This is a genomic window from Brevundimonas sp. MYb52 (assembly GCF_002979535.1).
Classification (GTDB): Bacteria; Pseudomonadota; Alphaproteobacteria; order Caulobacterales; family Caulobacteraceae; genus Brevundimonas.
Window position 1 is genome coordinate 125,068 of record NZ_PCPB01000003.1, and the last position, 18,052, is coordinate 143,119.

The window sequence follows — 18,052 nt, forward strand, 5'->3', positions numbered from 1 at the left end:
GTCAGTCCTCGACGGTTTCGGCGACGGATAGGGTCTGGGCGGCGCGGAAGGCCGACAGACGCTCGGCAAGCGCGGGGTCCGACAGGGCCAGGATCTGCGCCGCCAGGATACCAGCGTTGGCGGCGCCCGCCTCGCCGATGGCCAGGGTGGCGACGGGCACGCCGCCGGGCATCTGGACGATGGAGAGCAGGCTATCCATGCCCTTCAAGGCCTTGGACTGAACCGGCACGCCTAGCACAGGCAAGTCGGTCATCGCGGCGGCCATGCCGGGCAGGTGGGCCGCGCCGCCGGCGCCGGCGATCACGACCTTGTGCCCCTTGGCCTTGGCGGTCGTGGCGAAGTCATAGAGGCGTTGGGGCGTGCGGTGGGCGCTGACGACCTTGGCTTCCCAGGCGACGCCCAGTTGGTCCAGGCGGTCGGCGGCCAGCTTCATGGTCGGCCAGTCGGACCGGCTGCCCATGATGATGGCGACGGGTGGCGTCGAGGCGGTCATGCGAAGGCTCCCCACACGGAAAGCGGCCCGTTACAGCACGCGCGTTGCGCCCGCAACCAAGGTCGTTAGAATCATGGCCGTCGCGAGGGCCAGAGTCGGCCTTGATTCGTGGCGCCGGAGCCTGACTTGACCGACTTGGCCGAACCGATTGCAGAGACCGATCTGCACGCCGAGATCGAACGGCTGCACGCCGAAGTCGCCGCCCTGACCGCCCGAGCCGAGATGGCTGAAGCTCTGGCCGATCATGATGTCCTGACGCCGGCGTTGAACCGGCGCGGCTTCATGGCGGTGCTGAACCGCAGCCTGGCCTATTGCCGCCGTCACGAGGTCGAGGCGGTTCTGCTCTATCTGGACATGGACGGGTTCAAGGGCGTCAACGACGGCCTGGGCCACGCGGCGGGCGACGCCGCCCTGATGGCTGTGGCCGACATGCTGCTGGCCAATGTGCGCGAATCTGACGCCGTCGGGCGCCTGGGCGGTGACGAGTTCGCGCTTCTGCTGATGAACGCGGGCGTGGATGAGGGCCGCGAAAAGGCCCGACGCCTGTCGGCGGCTCTGGAAACCGAAGGCTTCGTCTGGGAGGGCTCGACCGTGGCCCTGGGCGGCTCGTTCGGCGTTCGCGCCTATGCGGGCCAGACCGATCCCGAGGTCTGGCTGTCCGAGGCCGACGCCGCCATGTGGCTGAGGAAGAAGGCGCGCTGATGGACTGGGCGACGGCGCAGCGTGACTGGATCGGTGCGGTCGTCGTGGTGGGGCTGACCTATGTGGATGCGGGTGGTGAACTCATCCGCCAAGAGCAGTTGCACGGCCTGATCGTGTCTCTTGACCCCGAGAACGGCATTGAACTGGACCTGTCGGGGCAACGGATGGGCGAGCGCTACTGGCTGCCGCCTGAACTTGGCGCCTTCGAGGTCGCCCGACCGGGGGAATATCGTCTGAGATCTACCGGCGAGATTGTTCGCGATCCTGACCTTCTATCCACTTGGACCGTGCAGGCCCCTGCCGACGGCTAGGCGATGATGTCGGGCAGGATGCGATCTTCGACTTTCACGATCTCGTCGCGCAGGGCCAGCTTCTTGCGCTTCAGCCGGGCGATGCGCAGCTGATCGGGAATCGGCATGTGTCCCAGGGCTTCGATCGAGGCGTCGAGGTCGGCATGCTCCTGTAGGAGCGCCTTCAGCGTATCGCGAAGCTGCTTGTCCTCGTCGGACAGGAAAGGTTGATCGTCGTTCATGGCTCGCCCCAGACGTCGTTGTTCATAGCCGACTGAGGCTCAGGCGGGAAGGCGATCCGCGAGGATCGTCAGCGCCGGGCGCGGGACGACGCGAGCCCACAGCTTCGCTGTCTCGGCCAGGCCGTCGATGGCGCGGCGGGAGGCGCTCGACGGGGCGGGGGCCAGGTCTTCCAACTCCAGCATCAGGCGGCGTTCGGCATCCAGCTCCAGCGCCTTGACCTGCTGGCGCAAGGCTTCGCGGTGGCCGTCAGCGACATCGGGGATGGGGGCCTTCAGCGTGCGACGGACGGCGCGGAGTTGGGCCGTGATGACGGTGTCATAGGCGCGGGCGGCGTCGCAGGCGGCCTCGATCGTCTCCTCGTCCGGGCGGCGACCGGTGACCGCGACCCAGGCGGCCCACAAGAGCAGGGGCACGTTCTGCTCGTTGTGGTCCTGTAGGTTCAGGCAGGCCTCGGCCACGCCCGGCGTCTCATAGGCTGCGACGGCCCAGGTCCACAGGTCGCTCATACCTGGGTCATCCCGGCGTTCAGGCCTTCCCAGCGGCGCACGGCCGACCAGTCCAGACCGAACAGGTCCAGCGCCCGCCCGACCGACTGATCCACCATCTCGGCTATGCTGGCGGGCCGGGCGTAGAAGGCGGGCAGGGGCGGAGCGATGGTCGCGCCCATCTCGGCCAGCGAGGTCATGGTGCGCAGGTGGCCCAGGTGCAGCGGCGTCTCGCGCACCATCAGGACCAGCGGGCGGCGCTCCTTCAACACCACGTCGGCGGCGCGGGTCAGCAGGGTCGAGGTCACGCCGGTGGCGATCTCGCTCATGGTCCGCACCGAGCAGGGGGCGACGATCATGCCTAACGTGCGGAACGAGCCCGAGGCGATGGCGGCGCCGACGTCGGCCAGCTTGTAGGTCACATCCGCCTTCGACATCAGATCGTCAGGGCTTAGGTCCGTCTCCTGCGACAATGTGAGCAGGGCGGCCTTGGTCACCACCAGATGGCTCTCCACGCCCAGTTCACGCAGGGCGTCCAGCACCCGCGCGCCATAGACGACGCCGGATGCGCCAGAGATTCCAACGACCAATCGCGGCGGCGTCGGGTTCCGTATGGTCGAGTTCACATCATCGGCCATTTTGGCTTCCACAGTCTCCGTGTTCGGAGCGACTCGGGGTCACCGCAATGTGATTCCACAGGCCGTCGTTCCGGGCGCTCAGTGTAGTGGTCCCTAAGACATGGAGGCGCAAGCCATGACGATCGAGGCTCGTATTCGCGAACTGGGAAATCGGCACAGGACGCTGGACGAGACCATCCAGCAGGAGACCCGCCGGCTCACCGCGGACCCGACACACCTCAGGGAACTCAAGCAGAGAAAGCTCAAGCTGAAGGAAGAAATCACTAGTCTGGAGGCCAGGACCCACTAGGCCCGCCTCCGAAAACAAAACGGCCCCGAAGATCGCTCTTCGGGGCCGTTTCCATGTTCAGATCAGAACGATCAGTCGTCGCTGCGGCCGAAGACCGACTCGGCGGTCGGTTCGGCGCCGGGGCGCACGCGCTCTTCGGGGACGAACTCGGGCTCTTCCGGCTCGGCTTCGATGGCCTGAAGCACGCCGCCGCCGTTCTTGGCGTCGTCCTTGGCCTTCTTGTCGGCGGCCTTCTTGACGATCTCGTCCAGTTGCAGCTGACCGACCAGGCCGAGGGTCACCGGATCGACCGGCTTGATGTTGGCCGAGTTCCAGTGGGTGCGGTTGCGCACGGTCTCGATGGTCGACTTGGTCGTGCCCAGCAGCTTGGCGATCTGGGCGTCGGTCACTTCCGGGTGGTTGCGCACGAACCAGGCGATGGCGTCCGGACGGTCCTGACGACGCGACACGGGGGTGTATTTCGGGCCGGTCTTGGACGGCTTCAGCAGTTCGGCGTGGCGGCTGACCACGGCCTTCATGCGGTAGTCGGGATTGTCTTGGGCCTTTTCCAGCTCTTCGCGCGTCAGCTGGCCGCCCGTGACCGGGTCCACGCCGCGGATGTCGCGGGCCACGTCGCCGTCGGCGATGCCGCGCACTTCCAGCGGGTGCAGGCCGCAGAAATCGGCGATCTGCTCGAACGAGAGCGAGGTGTTGTCCACCAGCCAGACCGCAGTGGCCTTGGGCATCAGGATGTCGGTCATGGGGCGTGCGTCCCGGCGTTTGCGGCCCGAAAATCGGGCGTTTGAATCGACGGCGCCCGACCTTTCGGCCGGGCGCTGAGAGCCTATGTATAGGCCCATTCTCGACAAAAGAAAACGCTGTCCGAATATCGTGTACAGCCAAGGTTCATCGAGAATGTTGAACAGTGAGGCCTGTAGCGCGTTGTGCGCCAAGGATCTGGAAGGACAGCTCTCATGAGACAGTTCGCGATTATCGCCGCCGGCGCGGTCATGGCTTTTGGCGGCGCCGTTACCGTGCCGTCCGGTTCAGCCGAGGCCCAGGTCCAGACCCGCGGCGCGCCGCGAGGCAGTTATGCGCAATCCTGCTCGGGCAGCTACGTCAATCAGGGACGCCTGTATGCGGACTGCCGCGATCGTCGCGGCAATATGCGCGAGACCTCGATTGAACTGGCGCGCTGCTCCAGCAGCGACATCGGCAACGATAACGGCCTGCTGGTCTGCTACAATCATCGCGGCGATTACGAGAACAACGGACGTCCGGGCAACGGCAACGGCAACGGCAACGGCGGGGGCTGGGGCGGAAACAACGGCGGCAACAACGGCGGCGGTTGGGGCGGCAATAACGGCGGAGGCTGGGGCAACAGCTCAATCACCGTCTATACCGACGCCAACTATCGCGGCCGGTCGATGAGCTTCCGCGAGGCGATCCCCAATCTGCGCAACAGCGGCCTGAACGACGCCATCAGCTCGATGCGTCTGGGGCGCGGCAGCTGGGAAGTTTGCGAGGACGCCAACTATCGCGGCCGTTGCGAGGTCATCAACGGCGATGTGAGCAATCTGGGTCGCAGCGGCATGAACGACCGAATTTCTTCGCTTCGTCCCCTGCGTCGCGGCGGCAACTGGTAGAACGGGGAAACGGGAGGCTTCGGCCTCCCGTTTTTCTTTGGGGCTTTAGAGCGTCAGGACGATCTTGCCGACGTGGTCGCCGGCTTCCAGCCGCTGATGTGCGGCGGCGGCCCGATCCAGGGGGAAGGTGGCCTGAACCTGGGCCTGCACCCCGCCCGATGCGACCCAGGGCCAGACCGTCTGCTCGACGGCGGCGGCCAGGCGCGCCTTTTCATCAGCGGGACGGCTGCGCAGGGTCGAGCCGGTCAACACGACCCGCTTAAGCATGACCCGCATCAGATCGATCTGGGCCAGGGCGCCGGTCAGGGTGGCGATGACGACCCAGCGTCCGCCGGGCTTCAGGGCGTTCAGGTTCAACTCGGCGTAGGCCGCGCCGACCATGTCCAGCACCACGTCCGCCCCGCCCTCGGCCCGGATCGCTTCCAGCAGATCGCCGTTCGTGGCGTCCAGGCTGACGTCGGCGCCCAGGGCGTGCGCGGCCTTGGCCTTGGCGGCGCCGCGCGAGGTGGCGATGACGCGGGCGCCCGCCGCCTTGGCCATCTGGATGGCCATGACGCCGATGCCGCTGGTCGCGCCGTGGATCAGCAGGGTCTCGCCCGCCTTCAGCCCGCCGCCCTCAAAGACATTGGCGAAGACGGTGAAGGCGGTCTCGGGCAGGGCGGCGGCCTGAACGAAGTCCAGACCGTCGGGAACGGGCAGGGCGTGCCGGGCGTCAACCACGGCGTAGTCGGCGTAGCCGCCGCCGCCGAGCAGGGCGCAGACCCGGTCCCCGACCGACCAGCGGGCCACGCCGTCGCCCACGGCGTCGACTTCGCCGGCGATTTCGAGCCCGAGAATATCGGAGGCCCCTGGCGGAGGCGGATAGCGGCCCTCGCGCTGGACGATGTCCGGCCGATTGACGCCCGCGGCGCGCACCCGGACGCGGATTTCGCCCGCTGCGGGCGCCGGCAAGGGGCGTTCGGCCAGCCGCAGGGCGTCGGCGGGACCCTGGCCGCCCTCGATCTCGATGACCCGCATGATGCCTCCGCTGCTTGCAATCCTTGTCATAGGGGCGTTTTCATACGGGTTCGTGCGGTCGCTGACCACGGAGGCGATGATGTCGTTCGAAGATCTGGAGCCCAGACCCCAGGGCGGCGAGGCGCTGAAGGCGCTGGTTCGCGAGGACCTGGACCTGCTCGCCGTGGATGAACTGCATGAACGGATCGCCGCCTTGGAAGCCGAGATCGCGCGGTCGAAGGCCGCCATCGACGGCAAGTCGTCCAAACGCAGCGCCGCCGACGCCCTGTTCAATTTCCGCTGACAAGCCTCTCCCGCGTTTTCGTAATCCGTGGCATGACGATTGCAGTTCCGGTCCGTGCGGAGTCGTTCTGACCCGCGAGTTTGACGGACGCGCGTGACGTTTCATGGGTAGGACCGACTTGACCGCCATCGACGCTGACATGGTCGGATTGCGTTCGCGCAGCGCTGAGGTGCTGGATTTCGCGCGTTCCGAATTGTTCGATCGCACCTTCCGTGAAGGCATGGAGCTGGTTGAGGAGACCGCCGCCTATCTGGATGGGGACGGGCGTCAGGATTCGCGTCTTCTGTCGCGCGCCGCCGCCCTGGCCTATGCGGGCGAAAGCATGAAGCTGACCACGCGGCTGATGCAGATCGCCTCGTGGCTGCTGGTGCAGCGGGCCGTGCGCGAAGACGACATGAGCGCCGACGCCGCCTGCGAACCGCGCTATCGCCTGGGAGACCGCAAGGTCGAGAGCGAGCCCAGCCACCGCGAACTGCCCATCGCCCTGATCGAATACGCCGTGCGGGCCGAGAAGCTCTACGACCGCGTCCTGCATCTGGATCAGCGGATGTATCTGGGCGGCGACGAGGAGCAGCCGGTCAATCCGGTGCAGAGCCAGTTGGATCGCCTGCAGGCGGCCTTCGGAGGCTGAGCCTCAGCCGAGGCGGAAACGAATCTCAACACTGACACGGCCAGGGACGGCGACGCCGTCTTCCTGAAGCGGCACGGCGCGCGCCCCTGAGGTCGCCTTCAGAGCTTCCTTGGCGAACTCATAGTCTGGCCGGGAATCCGTCTCGATCCGGCAATCCGAAAAGCGACCCTCGGTCGTCAGAAGGCAGTCCAGTCGAACATCAGCCGCCTCGACGCCGTCCACGAGCGCCTTGGCTGGAAACTCGGGAAACGGCCTTGAACGCCAGATCGGCGCAGGCGCCTGAACAGGCTCCTGCGCGACCAGGGCCGCTGCGAGCATCATGGCCAGCATGAAGTCGCTTACGGCCCGACGTCGTTGGCGTCGCTGGGGCCGTCGGCGACGACGCGAGGCAGGTTGACTGCGATGCCCAGCGCCTGGGCCAGCTTTTCATCCCGACGATAGACGTCCTCGCGGAAGGCGACGCGGCCCTGACCATCGACGAAGGCGGTCCAGTAGAGCAGGCGCACGGCGATCTCGCGCCCGGTGGTGACGCGGGTGGTCTCGCGGCTGTCCTGGGCGGTGTCGAACTGGGCCAGCTTGGCCGGATCGGGCTGCAGCAGCAGGCGGGCGAACTCGACCGCGTTCTGAACCCGGACGCAACCGTGGCTGCGCTGGCGCACCGACAGGTTGAAGGCGCCCTTGGACGGGGTGTCGTGCAGGAAGATGGCGTAGCTGTCGCGCAGCTCGAACTTCACATAGCCCAGCGACGACTGCGGTCCGGCGCGTTGCACCACCCAGCCGTCCTTGTTGATGTACATGTCGTGGGCGGCCAGATAGCCGGGGCCCTTGGGCAGGATTTCGCGACGCGCGATGCCCATGGGCACGGTCCAGGGCGGGTTGGCCACGACCGAGGCGAAGGGCTTTTCCAGGCTGGGGGTCTGGTTTTCGTTGGAGCCGACGACGACGCGGTTGGAGTGAACCGGCTTGCCGTCCTTCCAGTAGACCATGATGGCGGCGGCGGTGTTGACCTCGATCCGCTCGGGATTCAGGTCGCGCTTCAGCCAGCGGCGGCGTTCCAGGTTCAGGGCGATTTGACGAGCCCGATCCTCGGCCGTGGCGCCGAGCGAGCGTTGGGTGCCGGGGCCGATGCGGCCGTCCGCGCCCAGACCGTGGCGCGTCTGGAAGCTGCGCACCGCCTGCTGCAGTTCCGAACCATAGGCGAGGTTGCCCTTCAGCCGTTCGCCGGCGGCGGCGCTGAGGTCGCCTTCGGCCACCAGGCGGGCCACCAGGGCGGGGATGCGGTTGTCGCTGGCGCCTGGCTCGATTGTGCCGCCCTGACGGAAGGCGGGCCAGCCGCCGGCGCGGGTGATGCGGCGATAGCGGGCGTAGCCGGCCGACAGGTTGGTGTAGCCGATGTCGGTCGGGGCCAGGTTGTCGAACCACTGGCTCAACTGGTTGGCGCTGACCGCCTGGGTCAGGCCGCGCGGGATGTCGACGCTGTTCTTCTGCATCTCCCACAGGTCCTCGACCGTCTCGGGACGGACGCGGCCCTCGGCCAGGACGCGGGCGTAGGTCACAGCGGCGGCGGTGGTGCGAATCTCGGCCGAGCCGGGATCGGCGGCCAGGCCGACGAAGTCGAAGAAGTCCCCGGCGGGCAGGGCGTGGCGCTCCGCCCCGGCAGCGACCTCCTGAAGCACGCGCAGGCGGTCGGCCGTCCAGATCGGCTTGCCGCCGGTCAGTTGATAGACGGCGCGGACATCGGCCTGGACAGCTTCGGGCAGACGACCCGCCTGGGCGTCGAAGCCGGCGATAAACACCTGGGGGTCGACCGATCGGGTCTGCGCCAGTGCGGAGGAGGCCGCGCCCAGGGTCAGGGTCGTCGTTGCGACGCCAAAGCCCAATTCCCGTCGGTTCATTCTAGAGCTCTTCAAGTCCGGTCCGGCGCCAGACCCGTCGTCTGCGCCCCGAAGGATCGAACGCCCGCATGTTATCGACGTTCCGGGCAAACAAAAAGCGCCGGCCCATCGGACCGGCGCTTCTGTGGCGACTATGTCGCAGGCCGTTAGGCTTACTTCTTGATGAAGCCGCCGAACTTGTTGTTGAAGCGCGACACGCGACCGCCGCGGTCCAGCATCTGGGCGTTGCCGCCGGTCCAGGCGGGGTGGGTCGACGGATCGATGTCGAGGGCCAGGGAGGCGCCTTCCTTGCCGTAGGTCGAACGGGTCTGGAAGGTGCTGCCATCCGGCTTCACAACCGTGATGAAGTGGTAGTCGGGGTGCGTGTCCGCTTTCATAGGTCTGATCCGTCTCTGCGCTTCGACGATGCCGACCGTCAGTGCGCGTAAATAGAGAAACCCGCCGAGGCTAAACGGCGGGAATGAGCGGCGGCGTTTACACCGGGGGGCGTTCCGGGGCAAGAGCGCGGCTATGACCCAAGTTTCTTCGCCTTCCGCATCGCAAGACGCCGCCGCCCGCGGGCGGCCCGGCGCCGGGGCTCTGCTGTCCGAGCAGATGGAGGAGGCGGGCGGCAAGCGCGCCAAGACCCGCAACATCAAGCCCCTGGCCCAACTGCTGCCCTTCATGATGCGGCACCGGCTGGACGCCGCCATCGCCGGGCTGTGGCTGTTGTTCTCGACGGCGGCGTCGCTGGGGCTGACGGCGACGGCGCGCGGGGCCATCGACAACGGCTTCGAGAACGGCGGGCGGGACATCAACGCCTGGTTCCTGATTCTGGGCGCCAACGCCCTGATTCTGGGGCTGGCGACCGCCTTCCGCTATTTCTACGTGACCAAGACGGGTGAGCGGGTCATCGCTGACCTGCGCACGGCCCTGTTCAAACGCATCCTGACGCTTGACCCGGTGTTCTTCGCCCATATGCGGACCGGCGAGGTGCTGTCGCGCCTGACGACGGACATCCAGTTGGTCGACACCCTGCTGACCACCTCGGTCAGCTATGCCCTGCGCAACTTCCTGACCCTGATCGGCGGGGTGATCCTGCTGTTCTTCGTCAGCCCCAAGCTGACCGGGTTCGTGCTGCTGATCGTGCCGGTGCTGATCGTGCCTCTGTTCATCTTCGGTCGTCAGGTGCGCAAGCTGACGGTCAAGTCGCAGGACACCTTTGCCGGCGCCGTCGGCTTTGCGGGCGAGAGCGTGGACGCCATCGAGACGGTTCAGGCCTTTGGCCGTGAAAAGAGCGCCATCGGCCGTTTCGGCGCGGCGGTGGAGGAGGCCTTTGGCGTCTCCCTGATCCGGATGCGGGCGCGGGCGGTCATGACGGCCATGATCATCGTGGTCATGTTCGGCGGCGTGACCCTGGTGCTGTGGCTGGGGGCGCAGGACGTGATCGCCGGGACCATGACGCCGGGCGCCCTGCTGCAGTTCGTCCTGCTGTCGGTCTTCGCCGCCGGGGCCGTCGGCGCGCTGGGCGAGAGCTGGGGCGACGTGCAGAAGGCCGCCGGGGCCATGGAGCGGATCGACGAGTTGATGCGGGCCGTGCCTGCCATTGCCCCGCCCGCCAATCCCGTCGCCCTGCCGCAGCCGCCGCTGGGCGAGGTGTCGATGTCGGCGGTGGACTTCGCCTATCCGGGCCGTCCCGACCTGCCGGCGCTGAAGGGCTTCAGCCTGACCGTGCGTCCGGGCGAGACCGTGGCCCTGGTCGGGCCGTCGGGGGCGGGCAAGTCGACGGTCTTCCGTCTGTTGCTACGCTTCTATGATCCGCAAGCGGGCCTGGTCTCGGTTGACGGTGTGGACGTGCGTTCGGCCGATCCGGTCGAGGTGCGCGATCGCTTCGCCTGGGTGTCGCAGGAGGCCCCCCTGTTCTCGGGTTCGGCGCTGGAGAACATCCGCTTTGGCCGCGAGGCTGCGACCCTGGCCGAGGCGCGCATGGTGGCTGACGAGGCTCAGGCGCTCGGCTTCATCGAGGCCCTGCCGCAGGGCTTCGACACGCCGCTGGGCGAACGCGGCAAGAGCCTGTCGGGCGGCCAACGCCAGCGTCTGGCCATTGCGCGGGCCTTGGTGCGTGAAGCGCCCATCCTGCTGCTGGACGAGGCCACCAGCGCCCTGGACGCCGAAAACGAGCGCCTGGTGCAGGCGGCGCTGGATCAAGCCATGGAGGCGCGCACCACCCTGGTCATCGCCCACCGCCTGGCGACCGTGCTGCGGGCCGACCGCATCGTCGTCATGGACGGCGGCAAGGTGGTCGAGGAGGGCACTCACGCCGAACTGACGGCGCGCGGCGGCCTCTATGCGCGTCTGGCGGCCCTGCAGTTCCAGGGGACCTGAGGTCAGCGCGCCGCGACCGCTGCGCCCGGAAAGTCGCTGAACACGGCGTCGACGCCGAGCGCGTAGAAGGCCTTCAGATAGCCGCTGAGGTCGCCGTGGTCGGCGGGCACCTCGCCGTGGCGGCGTTCCAGGGGCAGGAAGGCGTTCTCGGCGCGGAAGGTCCAGACGACGACCTTGAGGCCCGCTGCATGGGAGTCGGCGATCAGAGACGTCGGCGTCAGACTGCGGGCCCTGTCGTCACGCGGCACGATCATCCCGGTCTCGACCCCGATGGCCTCGGCATAGGCGGCGACGGCGCGCAGGCCCTCAGCCGTGCTCATGGCGGCGTAGGTCAGGTCGGGACGGTCGGCGGGGCCGCCTGTGACGCTCATCAACTGCAAAAGGGGCGCGTCGATGCGGGCGTTCAGCCGTTGCAACGGGCCGACTTCGAAGCATTGGATCAGGACGGGGGCGTCGGCGCCGGTCAGGCCGTGGCGCTCCAGTGCGGCGACCAAGGCGTCCTCCATCGGCAGGCCGATCCCGGCGAAATAGGACGGGTGTTTCAGCTCCGGCGCGATGCCGATGATGCGGCCGGTGCGGGCGGTCTCCTCGCGGGCGAGGGCCACGACTTCGTCGAAGGTCAAGATGGCTTCCTGATCGTCCCAGGCCGCGTTGCCCGGACGCAGCAGGGGCAGGCGCTCGCGGGCGCGCAGGGTCTTCAGCTCGGCCAGGGTGAAGTCTTCGGTGAACCACCCAGTGATCTGGACGCCGTCGATGGCTTTTGTCGTGCGGAGGGTGGCGAATCCAGGCCGGTCCGCCACGTCGGTCGTGCCGCCGATCTCGTTTTCATGGCGGACGACGAAATGACCGTCGCGGCTCATGACCAGGTCTGGCTCGATGAAGTCCGCGCCCTGTTCAACGGCCAGACGATAGGCCGAGGCCGTGTGCTCGGGTCGTTCGCCGGAAGCGCCGCGGTGGGCGATGACTTTAGGGGCGGGCGCAGACATGGCCGGGGTTCCGCTGAGGAAGAGGGCGGCGGTCAGGATGAGGCGGATCATGCGCCGAGGGTAGGGGCATGACGTGACGGTCGCGTGATTTCTCCCTCCCCTTCATGGGGAGGGTGGTCGTCGCGAAGCGGCGAGCGGGTGGGGAGGGCGGGCAAGCAAAAGGCGGCGGGTCAATGACCACGCCGCCCCCACCCGGCCGCGCCTGACGGCTCGGCCACCCTCCCCATGAAGGGGAGGGAGAATTTTAGTTAGGCCGCCTGCAGGATCTTGCGCAGTTGCGGCTGCAGTTCGGGGTTGGCGGCGACGATCTGCTTGCCGTTCTTGGGATCGCCGTCGATGTCGATGGTGGTGACCGTGCCGCCCGCTTCGGTGACGAACAGGATGCCCGCCGCCACGTCCCACGGCTGCAGGTTGCGCTCGAAGAAGGCGTCGTAGCGGCCCGCAGCGACCCAGGCGAAGTCCAGCGAGGCGGCGCCGAGGCGCCGGATGCCGGCGACGCGCTGGCCGACCGCGTGGATGTCCTTGATCGCTTGCGAGTGGCCGGTCTTGCCGATGAAGGGCAGGCCGGTCGAGATCAGGCTCTCGGACAGATCACGACGACCCGAAACGCGGATGCGCTGGTCGTTCAGGTAGCAGCCCTTGCCTTTTTCAGCCCAGAACAGCTCGTTCATCACCGGGTTGTAGGTGACGCCGGCGACGATCTCGGACGAGCCGTCGGGGTGCTTGCGCTCCAGGCCCACCGTGATGGCGAAGTGGGGCATGGCGTGCATGAAGTTGGTGGTGCCGTCGATCGGGTCGACGATCCAGGTGTGCGACTTGTCGGTGCCTTCGATCAGGCCGCGTTCCTCGCCGAGGAAGCCGTAGCCGGGGCGGGCCTTCATCAGCAGTTCGTAGAGGGTGTCTTCGGCCTTCAGGTCGGCGGCCGTGACGAAATCGCCGGGCCCTTTGCGCGAAACCTGAAGCTGGGCGACTTCGCCGAAATCGCGAAGCATGGGGCGTGCGGTCTTGCGCACGGCGCTGATGATGACCTGAACGAGAGCAGAGGCGAGGGCCATGGGGTTCTCCTGGTCCGGCTGTCCTTGAAGGCCCTTTCGGCCCGGAGAGACGGAGAAGCAAAAGGGGCGCGGACCATCCGCGCCCCTGTAGGCTGTTATAGCGCCCGACCTTGGCCGGGAAAGACGGTCTTTGTTAGTCCGCGCGGCGGACGTATTCACCCGAGGTGGTGTCGACGATGATGCGCTCGCCGGCCGACATGTAGGGCGGGATCATGATGCGCACGCCGTTCGAGGCGATGGCGGGCTTGTAGGAGGACGAGGCCGTCTGGCCCTTCACGGTGGGCTCGGTCTCGGCGACTTCCAGCGTGACTTGCTCCGGCAGTTCCAGGCCGATCGGGCGGTCTTCATGCATCTCGATGATGACCTTCATGCCTTCTTGCAGATAGGGGATGCGTTCGTCGCCGACCCAGCCCTTTTGCAGTTCGATCTGCTCGTAGGTGACGTCGTCCATGAAGACCAGGCTGTCGCCGTTGTCGAACAGGTAGGAGAAGTCCTTCTGTTCCAGGGTGACGCGCTCGACCTTGTCTTCCGAACGGAAGCGCTCGTTCAGCTTGTTGCCGGTTTCGAGGTTCTTGGCCTCGACGTTGGCGAAGGCGCCGCCCTTGCCGGGCTTTACGTGGCTGGCCTTGGTGACGACCCAGAGGCCGCCGTTGTGCTGCAGGACCATGCCGGGCTTGATGGTGTTGCCGTTGATTTTCATAGAAACCGCTGGATGTGAGGGCAGGGGGCGGCCCGGCCGCATCAAAGGCGGGCGCGCGAAATCGCGGCGAGCCGTAGAGGAACAGGGGAAAAAGGGCAATGGGGACGCTGATCGGCGATTGATCAGTTCATGTCCTCAGTCCGCGTCGTCGCCCCTGGGCGGCTCCAGATCGGCGGGGTCCAGATCATAGTCCAGCAGGTCGCCGGGGCGGCAACCCAGGGCGGCGCACAGTCGGGCCAGCGTGCGGAAGCGGATGCCCTTCACCTTGCCGGAGCGGAACAGCGACAACTGGGTCTCGCTGAGGCCGACCTGGGCGGCCAGATCGCGGGCCTTGATGCCCCTGGCGACGATCAGGGCGTCGAGGGTGACGCGAACGGCCATCAGATCATCTCGTCCAGTTCGGCCTGAACGGCCCCAGCCTGATCCACGACGCGACCCAGCAGGAAGAGAGCGCCGCCGATCATGCCGAGCGTCATGCCCGCGACGTCGAAATGCAGATAGCCGCCCTGGCTGGATCCGATCAGGCGCAGCAGATTGGTGACGACGAAGACGCTGATCACGCCGCCGAAACCAAGGGCCAGGCCGACCCGACGCAGGGTCGAAGCCAAAGTGGGCTGTATCAGCCGTCCCTTGGCCAGTTGCCCCATACCGCCGCCGATCGACCAGACGCCGAACAGGTAGCAGAGCGCCGGGGCGATCCAGATCAGCGAGGCGGCGACCGCGCGTCCGCTGACCAGCGTCGGAACGCGCACCCACAGGGCGAGTGGGGCGATCAGGTTGGCCACGACCAGCAGCAGCCCCACGCTGGCCACCATGAAGACCGCCAGCCAGCGATACTGGCCGCACAGTCGGCGAAAGCGCTCGAGATCACGCGTCATTGGAGGGCTCCGAATCTGACCGATCTTTAATCTTGACTTAAAGATCGGCGCTTCGCAACTTTATCTAAGAGTTAAATAAAGGAGCGGTCGCATGGGCGTGATCGAGACAGAGGGGCTGACGCGGCGTTTCGGCGCGCGGACGGCGGTGGAGGGGGTGTCGATGACCGTGCCGGATCAGGCAGTCTATGGCTTCCTGGGGCGCAATGGCGCGGGTAAGACGACGACGCTGAAGATGCTGCTGGGCCTGATCCGGCCTACGGCTGGGACGGCGCGGATTGGCGGCGTCGATGTGGCGCGCGACCGGATAGGCGCGGCGCGCAAGGTCGGGGCCCTGCTGGAGGCGCATGGTTTCTACGGCAATCTGACGGGGCGCGAGAACCTGGACATCAGTCGTTGCCTGCAGGGTCTGCCGGTCAGCGAAGTCGACCGGGTGTTGGGCGTGGTCGAGATGCGGGCGGACGCCGGCCGTCGGGTCGGGGGCTATTCCCTGGGGATGCGGCAGAGGCTGGGTCTGGCGCGGGCCCTGCTGGGCGCGCCGCCGATCCTGGTGCTGGACGAGCCGACCAATGGCCTGGACCCCGACGGCATCGCTGAAATGCGGCGCTTTCTGCGCGATCTGCCCGCGCAGACCGGGGCGACGGTGCTTCTGTCCAGCCACCTGCTGGGCGAGATCGAACAGATCGCCAGCCATGTCGGCGTGATCCATCAGGGGCGGCAGGTGCTGGAAGGTGAACTGGCGGCATTGAAGGCGGCCAGAGCGCCCGAAATCCACCTGCGGGTGGATGATTACGGTCGTGCGGCGGCGGTGCTGGCCCAGCATGACCTGACCGTGACGAAGACTGCCGAGGGTCTGAGCGCGCGGCTACGTCTCGGCCAGGACCACGACGCCGCGACGGCGCGTCTGAACCAGGTTCTGGTCGAGCAGGGCGTCGCCGTCTTCGCCATCGGCGCCCGCGAACGCTCGCTGGAGGGCCTGTATCGGCAGGTCACGGAAACCGCTCAACCCCTGCGGGAGGCCGCGTGATGCTGGCTGTTCTGACCGTCGAGGTCCGCAAGCTGAACCGATCCCTGGCCCTGCTGCTGGCCGTGGCTGCGCCCAGCCTGATCGCGATCTTCGCCTTCTTCATGATGTTGCGCGCCAAGGAGCCTTCGCCCTGGGACATGTGGATCACGACGGGTTCGGCCATCTGGGCCTATTTCATGATGCCGATGAGCGTGACGGCTCTGACCGCCCTTGTCGCGCACATGGAACATGGACCGAAATCCTGGGACCATCTGCGCGCCCTGCCGATCCCGCGCTGGAGCCTTTACGCGGCCAAGGCGGTCTGCGTGTTCGGCCTGGTTCTGCTGATGAGCGCGGGCGTCCTGGCGCTGACGGCGGCTTCGGTGTCTCTGGCGGCGCTGATCAAGCCTGCTGTGGCGCCGACGGGCGTCTTTGACCTGGCGACCTATGCCAGGATGCTGGGTCTGATGGCGGTGGCGGGAACCCTGATGACCGCCATCCAGTTCTGGGTCGCCATGCGCTTCGCCAGTTTTGTCCCGGCGCTGATCGTGGGCATAGGCGGGACCTTCTTTGCGGTGGTGGCGACGGCGGCCAAGCAGGGCGTCTTCATGCCCTGGCAGATGCCGGTCAATGTCCTGGCCGGCGAAGCCTGGCGTATGCAGACGGCGCTGGGTCTGGGCGGAGGGCTGGGCCTGGTCGTTCTGATCCTGGCGGTGGTTCACCTGGCGCGGCGCGAGGTATTGTAGCCAAGCAAAAGGGGCGGCCGATCGCTCGGTCGCCCCTTCGTGCGTGATCGTCCTGGCAGGAGAGATCAGTTGCCGGTGGCGGCGCCGTCGGTCTTGATCTCGCTCATGGCGGACTGGAGATAGTTCTGCGCGCCCAGCAGCTCGATCAGCTTGTGCTGGTTTTCCAGGAAGTCGACGTGCTCCTCGGTGTCGGCCAGAATCTTCATCAGCAGGTCGCGGCTGACGTAGTCGCGGGCTTCCTCGCACTGGGTGACGGCGTCGCGCGTCGTGGCGCGGCTGTCGATTTCCAGCTTCAGGTCGGCGCCCAGGCATTCGATCGGGTCCTCGCCGACCTTGAGCTTGTGCAGGTCCTGCAGATTGGGCAGGCCGTCGAGGAAGAGGATGCGCTTGATCAGCATGTCGGCGTGCTTCATCTCGCCGATCGATTCTTCGTAGATGACATTGCCGAGGTGGCTGAGGCCCCAGCTTTCGAACATGCGGGCGTGCAGGAAGTACTGGTTCACCGCCGTCAGTTCGTTGGTCAGCACCGCGTTCAGGGTGCGGATGATCGCCGGATCGCCCTTCATGGTCGTCGTCCTCTGATGCGGCGGCGCTGGACGACGTCGTCGTGACGTCGCGGCTCTGAGCACCGCCCATGAGGCGATTCATAGCACGGCTTTGAGGCCGTGGATCATTTGCGAGTTCTTATCACTGCATTGATAATGCGAGTGAAATCGACTTTCAGCTAGGCGTCTTACTCGGCCGCGAGGGCGAAGGCGGCCTGGGTGTCCTGAATCATCTGCCGCATCTCGCAGACGCACTTGGCACATTGCGGAGCGCATTGATTGGACGCGAAAATATCCTTGGGACGGGTCGCGCCCGCCTCGATGGCTTGAGCGACGTCACGCTGGCGAAGGCCGTTACAGTTGCAGACGTACAAGGCGACAAGCCCCGAAACAGTTACTGAGAATGGCTCGCTATAGCATTTATTAAGGCGAGTGCAAATCGTTCGCATGGGGTTGCGACATTGACGCCCGGCGCGAGGACGGGCAGGGCGAGGGCCATGGCCCGTCAAACTGCGCTTCCGCCCCGTCCGCCCTGCCAACTGTATCTGATCACGCCGCCGGCGATTGATGATCTGGAGGCCTTCGCCGGCCTGCTGGAACAGGCCCTGTCGGCGGGCGAGGTCGCGGCCCTGCAGATCCGGCTCAAAGACGCCTTGGACGATCAGATCAAGGCCGCCGTGGCGCGGCTGGCCCCGATCGCTCAGGCGCACGGCGTGGCGGTGATCCTGAACGACCGCCCGGACCTGGCCAAGGCCACGGGCTGCGACGGCGTGCATGTGGGGCAAGAGGACACGCCGGTCGCCGAGGCGCGGCGCATCATGGGGCCGGACGCCATGATCGGCGCCACCTGCCATGACAGCCGCCACCTGGCGATGGAGGCGGCTGAGGCGGGCGCGGACTATGTCGCCTTCGGCGCCTTTTTCCCGACCGACACCAAGGCAACCACGCATCGGCCGGAATTGATCGAGCTGACCATCTGGCAGGAGACCATGGAGACGCCCTGCGTCGCCATCGGCGGGATCAGTATCGAGAACGCAGCCCAGGTGGCGTCTGCGGGCGCCGATTTCGTCGCCATCAGCGCCGGGGTGTGGAAGCATGCGGATGGCCCGGCGGCTGCGGTTCGGGCGTTCAACGCCGTTCTGGCGACGGCCTTCTGACTTCAGAGGATGTTTAGGAAGGTCCGG

General features: G+C 66.9%; 26 protein-coding genes. 10 read left to right on the forward strand and 16 right to left on the reverse strand.

The window, feature by feature from the left end; translation table 11 throughout:
- Position 1: 1 nt before the first annotated feature.
- Positions 2 to 493: a 5-(carboxyamino)imidazole ribonucleotide mutase gene (gene purE / locus CQ039_RS06005; protein ID WP_105562872.1), complete on the reverse strand. Its 492-nt coding sequence runs from the start codon at positions 491 to 493 to the stop codon at positions 2 to 4.
- A gap of 126 nt (positions 494 to 619) precedes the next feature.
- On the opposite strand from purE, the gene CQ039_RS06010 reads away from it, so the two are divergent.
- Together CQ039_RS06010 and CQ039_RS06015 are read left to right on the forward strand one after the other, a co-directional pair.
- Positions 620 to 1,195, forward strand: coding sequence for a GGDEF domain-containing protein (locus CQ039_RS06010; RefSeq protein ID WP_105562871.1), 576 nt, complete (start codon positions 620 to 622; stop codon positions 1,193 to 1,195).
- Positions 1,195 to 1,506 carry a hypothetical protein gene (locus tag CQ039_RS06015; protein WP_105562870.1) on the forward strand — a complete coding sequence of 104 codons (312 nt, stop codon included), beginning with the start codon at positions 1,195 to 1,197 and terminating at the stop codon, positions 1,504 to 1,506. Before CQ039_RS06010 ends, CQ039_RS06015 begins: the two co-directional genes overlap by 1 nt.
- Here the strand turns inward: CQ039_RS06015 and CQ039_RS06020 are convergent.
- Genes CQ039_RS06020 through CQ039_RS06030 form a run of 3 tightly spaced genes read right to left on the reverse strand, consistent with a single transcriptional unit; the run spans position 1,503 to position 2,851 of the window.
- Entirely contained in the window at positions 1,503 to 1,727 is a 225-nt protein-coding gene (locus tag CQ039_RS06020; protein WP_105562869.1) for a YdcH family protein, read from the reverse strand. The two genes, CQ039_RS06015 and CQ039_RS06020, sit on opposite strands and share 4 nt — an antisense overlap.
- A gap of 39 nt (positions 1,728 to 1,766) precedes the next feature.
- Positions 1,767 to 2,234, reverse strand: a complete 468-nt coding sequence (locus tag CQ039_RS06025; RefSeq protein ID WP_105562868.1) for a TIGR02444 family protein — start codon at positions 2,232 to 2,234, stop codon at positions 1,767 to 1,769.
- Entirely contained in the window at positions 2,231 to 2,851 is a 621-nt protein-coding gene (locus CQ039_RS06030; protein ID WP_105562867.1) for a UbiX family flavin prenyltransferase, read from the reverse strand. The genes CQ039_RS06025 and CQ039_RS06030 overlap by 4 nt, the downstream gene beginning before the upstream one ends.
- A gap of 115 nt (positions 2,852 to 2,966) precedes the next feature.
- On the opposite strand from CQ039_RS06030, the gene CQ039_RS06035 reads away from it, so the two are divergent.
- Entirely contained in the window at positions 2,967 to 3,140 is a 174-nt protein-coding gene (locus CQ039_RS06035) for a YdcH family protein (RefSeq protein ID WP_105562987.1), read from the forward strand.
- Between the two features lie 71 nt (positions 3,141 to 3,211).
- Here the strand turns inward: CQ039_RS06035 and CQ039_RS06040 are convergent, their stop codons facing one another.
- Complete coding sequence (locus CQ039_RS06040; RefSeq protein ID WP_105562866.1) at positions 3,212 to 3,880, reverse strand: DUF1013 domain-containing protein; 669 nt, start codon at positions 3,878 to 3,880, stop codon at positions 3,212 to 3,214.
- 213 nt (positions 3,881 to 4,093) lie between these two features.
- Between CQ039_RS06040 and CQ039_RS06045 the strand changes: the two genes are divergently transcribed.
- Positions 4,094 to 4,765: a beta/gamma crystallin-related protein gene (locus CQ039_RS06045; RefSeq protein ID WP_105562865.1), complete on the forward strand. Its 672-nt coding sequence runs from the start codon at positions 4,094 to 4,096 to the stop codon at positions 4,763 to 4,765.
- Between the two features lie 45 nt (positions 4,766 to 4,810).
- On the opposite strand, the gene CQ039_RS06050 is transcribed toward CQ039_RS06045, so the two are convergent.
- Positions 4,811 to 5,782 carry an NAD(P)H-quinone oxidoreductase gene (locus CQ039_RS06050; protein WP_105562864.1) on the reverse strand — a complete coding sequence of 324 codons (972 nt, stop codon included), beginning with the start codon at positions 5,780 to 5,782 and terminating at the stop codon, positions 4,811 to 4,813.
- A 79-nt stretch (positions 5,783 to 5,861) separates the two neighbouring features.
- Between CQ039_RS06050 and CQ039_RS06055 the strand changes: the two genes are divergently transcribed.
- Both CQ039_RS06055 and CQ039_RS06060 read left to right on the forward strand, forming a co-directional pair.
- On the forward strand, positions 5,862 to 6,065 hold the full coding sequence (locus CQ039_RS06055) for a DUF1192 domain-containing protein (RefSeq protein ID WP_105562986.1): 204 nt from the start codon (positions 5,862 to 5,864) through the stop codon (positions 6,063 to 6,065).
- A 103-nt stretch (positions 6,066 to 6,168) separates the two neighbouring features.
- Entirely contained in the window at positions 6,169 to 6,696 is a 528-nt protein-coding gene (locus tag CQ039_RS06060) for a DUF1465 family protein (RefSeq protein ID WP_369831548.1), read from the forward strand.
- 3 nt (positions 6,697 to 6,699) lie between these two features.
- Here the strand turns inward: CQ039_RS06060 and CQ039_RS06065 are convergent, their stop codons facing one another.
- From CQ039_RS06065 to rpmE, 3 genes are all read right to left on the reverse strand, one after another.
- A complete protein-coding gene (locus CQ039_RS06065) occupies positions 6,700 to 7,026 on the reverse strand; it encodes a TonB family protein (protein WP_105562863.1) in 327 nt (108 codons plus the stop codon).
- Between the two features lie 8 nt (positions 7,027 to 7,034).
- Positions 7,035 to 8,591 carry a murein L,D-transpeptidase gene (locus tag CQ039_RS06070; protein ID WP_105562862.1) on the reverse strand — a complete coding sequence of 519 codons (1,557 nt, stop codon included), beginning with the start codon at positions 8,589 to 8,591 and terminating at the stop codon, positions 7,035 to 7,037.
- A 152-nt stretch (positions 8,592 to 8,743) separates the two neighbouring features.
- Positions 8,744 to 8,968 carry a 50S ribosomal protein L31 gene (gene rpmE / locus CQ039_RS06075; RefSeq protein ID WP_105562861.1) on the reverse strand — a complete coding sequence of 75 codons (225 nt, stop codon included), beginning with the start codon at positions 8,966 to 8,968 and terminating at the stop codon, positions 8,744 to 8,746.
- Positions 8,969 to 9,101: 133 nt separating this feature from the next.
- Here rpmE and CQ039_RS06080 point away from each other — a divergent pair, with 133 nt between their 5' ends.
- Positions 9,102 to 10,955 (forward strand): ABC transporter transmembrane domain-containing protein, encoded by a 1,854-nt coding sequence (locus tag CQ039_RS06080; protein ID WP_105562860.1) that lies wholly within the window; start codon positions 9,102 to 9,104, stop codon positions 10,953 to 10,955.
- A gap of 2 nt (positions 10,956 to 10,957) precedes the next feature.
- Here CQ039_RS06080 and CQ039_RS06085 read toward each other — a convergent pair whose 3' ends face one another.
- From CQ039_RS06085 to CQ039_RS06105, 5 genes are all read right to left on the reverse strand, one after another.
- Complete coding sequence (locus tag CQ039_RS06085; protein WP_105562859.1) at positions 10,958 to 11,992, reverse strand: glycerophosphodiester phosphodiesterase; 1,035 nt, start codon at positions 11,990 to 11,992, stop codon at positions 10,958 to 10,960.
- A gap of 197 nt (positions 11,993 to 12,189) precedes the next feature.
- A complete protein-coding gene (locus tag CQ039_RS06090) occupies positions 12,190 to 12,996 on the reverse strand; it encodes an inositol monophosphatase family protein (protein WP_105563107.1) in 807 nt (268 codons plus the stop codon).
- Between the two features lie 133 nt (positions 12,997 to 13,129).
- Entirely contained in the window at positions 13,130 to 13,696 is a 567-nt protein-coding gene (efp, locus tag CQ039_RS06095; RefSeq protein ID WP_105563106.1) for an elongation factor P, read from the reverse strand.
- 135 nt (positions 13,697 to 13,831) lie between these two features.
- Entirely contained in the window at positions 13,832 to 14,077 is a 246-nt protein-coding gene (locus CQ039_RS06100) for a helix-turn-helix transcriptional regulator (protein WP_105563105.1), read from the reverse strand.
- Entirely contained in the window at positions 14,077 to 14,574 is a 498-nt protein-coding gene (locus CQ039_RS06105; RefSeq protein WP_105563104.1) for a DUF2975 domain-containing protein, read from the reverse strand. The genes CQ039_RS06100 and CQ039_RS06105 overlap by 1 nt, the downstream gene beginning before the upstream one ends.
- Before the next feature lie 91 nt (positions 14,575 to 14,665).
- Here CQ039_RS06105 and CQ039_RS06110 point away from each other — a divergent pair, with 91 nt between their 5' ends.
- Together CQ039_RS06110 and CQ039_RS06115 are read left to right on the forward strand one after the other, a co-directional pair.
- Positions 14,666 to 15,598, forward strand: coding sequence for an ABC transporter ATP-binding protein (locus CQ039_RS06110; RefSeq protein ID WP_105563103.1), 933 nt, complete (start codon positions 14,666 to 14,668; stop codon positions 15,596 to 15,598).
- Positions 15,598 to 16,323, forward strand: coding sequence for an ABC transporter permease (locus CQ039_RS06115; protein WP_105563102.1), 726 nt, complete (start codon positions 15,598 to 15,600; stop codon positions 16,321 to 16,323). Before CQ039_RS06110 ends, CQ039_RS06115 begins: the two co-directional genes overlap by 1 nt.
- A 65-nt stretch (positions 16,324 to 16,388) precedes the next feature.
- Here the strand turns inward: CQ039_RS06115 and bfr are convergent, their stop codons facing one another.
- On the reverse strand, positions 16,389 to 16,889 hold the full coding sequence (gene bfr / locus CQ039_RS06120; RefSeq protein ID WP_105563101.1) for a bacterioferritin: 501 nt from the start codon (positions 16,887 to 16,889) through the stop codon (positions 16,389 to 16,391).
- A gap of 167 nt (positions 16,890 to 17,056) precedes the next feature.
- Positions 17,057 to 17,242: a bacterioferritin-associated ferredoxin gene (locus tag CQ039_RS06125; protein ID WP_105563100.1), complete on the reverse strand. Its 186-nt coding sequence runs from the start codon at positions 17,240 to 17,242 to the stop codon at positions 17,057 to 17,059.
- Positions 17,243 to 17,365: 123 nt separating this feature from the next.
- On the opposite strand from CQ039_RS06125, the gene thiE reads away from it, so the two are divergent.
- Positions 17,366 to 18,025 carry a thiamine phosphate synthase gene (thiE, locus tag CQ039_RS06130; protein WP_105563099.1) on the forward strand — a complete coding sequence of 220 codons (660 nt, stop codon included), beginning with the start codon at positions 17,366 to 17,368 and terminating at the stop codon, positions 18,023 to 18,025.
- The last annotated feature ends 27 nt before the right edge of the window (positions 18,026 to 18,052 follow it).

Excerpts from the sequence above, each read along its gene's own strand:
- CQ039_RS06090 (WP_105563107.1), bottom strand. The coding sequence starts at position 12,996 with ATGGCCCTCGCCTCTGCTCTCGTTCAGGTCATCATCAGCGCCGTGCGC.
- CQ039_RS06040 (WP_105562866.1), bottom strand. The coding sequence starts at position 3,880 with ATGACCGACATCCTGATGCCCAAGGCCACTGCGGTCTGGCTGGTGGAC.
- CQ039_RS06050 (WP_105562864.1), bottom strand. The coding sequence starts at position 5,782 with ATGCGGGTCATCGAGATCGAGGGCGGCCAGGGTCCCGCCGACGCCCTG.
- CQ039_RS06030 (WP_105562867.1), bottom strand. The coding sequence starts at position 2,851 with ATGGCCGATGATGTGAACTCGACCATACGGAACCCGACGCCGCCGCGA.
- rpmE (WP_105562861.1), bottom strand. The coding sequence starts at position 8,968 with ATGAAAGCGGACACGCACCCCGACTACCACTTCATCACGGTTGTGAAG.
- CQ039_RS06100 (WP_105563105.1), bottom strand. The coding sequence starts at position 14,077 with ATGGCCGTTCGCGTCACCCTCGACGCCCTGATCGTCGCCAGGGGCATC.
- CQ039_RS06020 (WP_105562869.1), bottom strand. The coding sequence starts at position 1,727 with ATGAACGACGATCAACCTTTCCTGTCCGACGAGGACAAGCAGCTTCGC.
- purE (WP_105562872.1), bottom strand. The coding sequence starts at position 493 with ATGACCGCCTCGACGCCACCCGTCGCCATCATCATGGGCAGCCGGTCC.
- CQ039_RS06045 (WP_105562865.1), top strand. The coding sequence starts at position 4,094 with ATGAGACAGTTCGCGATTATCGCCGCCGGCGCGGTCATGGCTTTTGGC.
- efp (WP_105563106.1), bottom strand. The coding sequence starts at position 13,696 with ATGAAAATCAACGGCAACACCATCAAGCCCGGCATGGTCCTGCAGCAC.
- CQ039_RS06060 (WP_369831548.1), top strand. The coding sequence starts at position 6,169 with ATGGGTAGGACCGACTTGACCGCCATCGACGCTGACATGGTCGGATTG.
- CQ039_RS06080 (WP_105562860.1), top strand. The coding sequence starts at position 9,102 with ATGACCCAAGTTTCTTCGCCTTCCGCATCGCAAGACGCCGCCGCCCGC.
- CQ039_RS06035 (WP_105562987.1), top strand. The coding sequence starts at position 2,967 with ATGACGATCGAGGCTCGTATTCGCGAACTGGGAAATCGGCACAGGACG.
- thiE (WP_105563099.1), top strand. The coding sequence starts at position 17,366 with ATGGCCCGTCAAACTGCGCTTCCGCCCCGTCCGCCCTGCCAACTGTAT.
- CQ039_RS06105 (WP_105563104.1), bottom strand. The coding sequence starts at position 14,574 with ATGACGCGTGATCTCGAGCGCTTTCGCCGACTGTGCGGCCAGTATCGC.
- CQ039_RS06065 (WP_105562863.1), bottom strand. The coding sequence starts at position 7,026 with ATGCTGGCCATGATGCTCGCAGCGGCCCTGGTCGCGCAGGAGCCTGTT.
- CQ039_RS06025 (WP_105562868.1), bottom strand. The coding sequence starts at position 2,234 with ATGAGCGACCTGTGGACCTGGGCCGTCGCAGCCTATGAGACGCCGGGC.
- CQ039_RS06015 (WP_105562870.1), top strand. The coding sequence starts at position 1,195 with ATGGACTGGGCGACGGCGCAGCGTGACTGGATCGGTGCGGTCGTCGTG.
- CQ039_RS06070 (WP_105562862.1), bottom strand. The coding sequence starts at position 8,591 with ATGAACCGACGGGAATTGGGCTTTGGCGTCGCAACGACGACCCTGACC.
- CQ039_RS06110 (WP_105563103.1), top strand. The coding sequence starts at position 14,666 with ATGGGCGTGATCGAGACAGAGGGGCTGACGCGGCGTTTCGGCGCGCGG.
- CQ039_RS06055 (WP_105562986.1), top strand. The coding sequence starts at position 5,862 with ATGTCGTTCGAAGATCTGGAGCCCAGACCCCAGGGCGGCGAGGCGCTG.
- CQ039_RS06085 (WP_105562859.1), bottom strand. The coding sequence starts at position 11,992 with ATGATCCGCCTCATCCTGACCGCCGCCCTCTTCCTCAGCGGAACCCCG.
- CQ039_RS06115 (WP_105563102.1), top strand. The coding sequence starts at position 15,598 with ATGCTGGCTGTTCTGACCGTCGAGGTCCGCAAGCTGAACCGATCCCTG.
- bfr (WP_105563101.1), bottom strand. The coding sequence starts at position 16,889 with ATGAAGGGCGATCCGGCGATCATCCGCACCCTGAACGCGGTGCTGACC.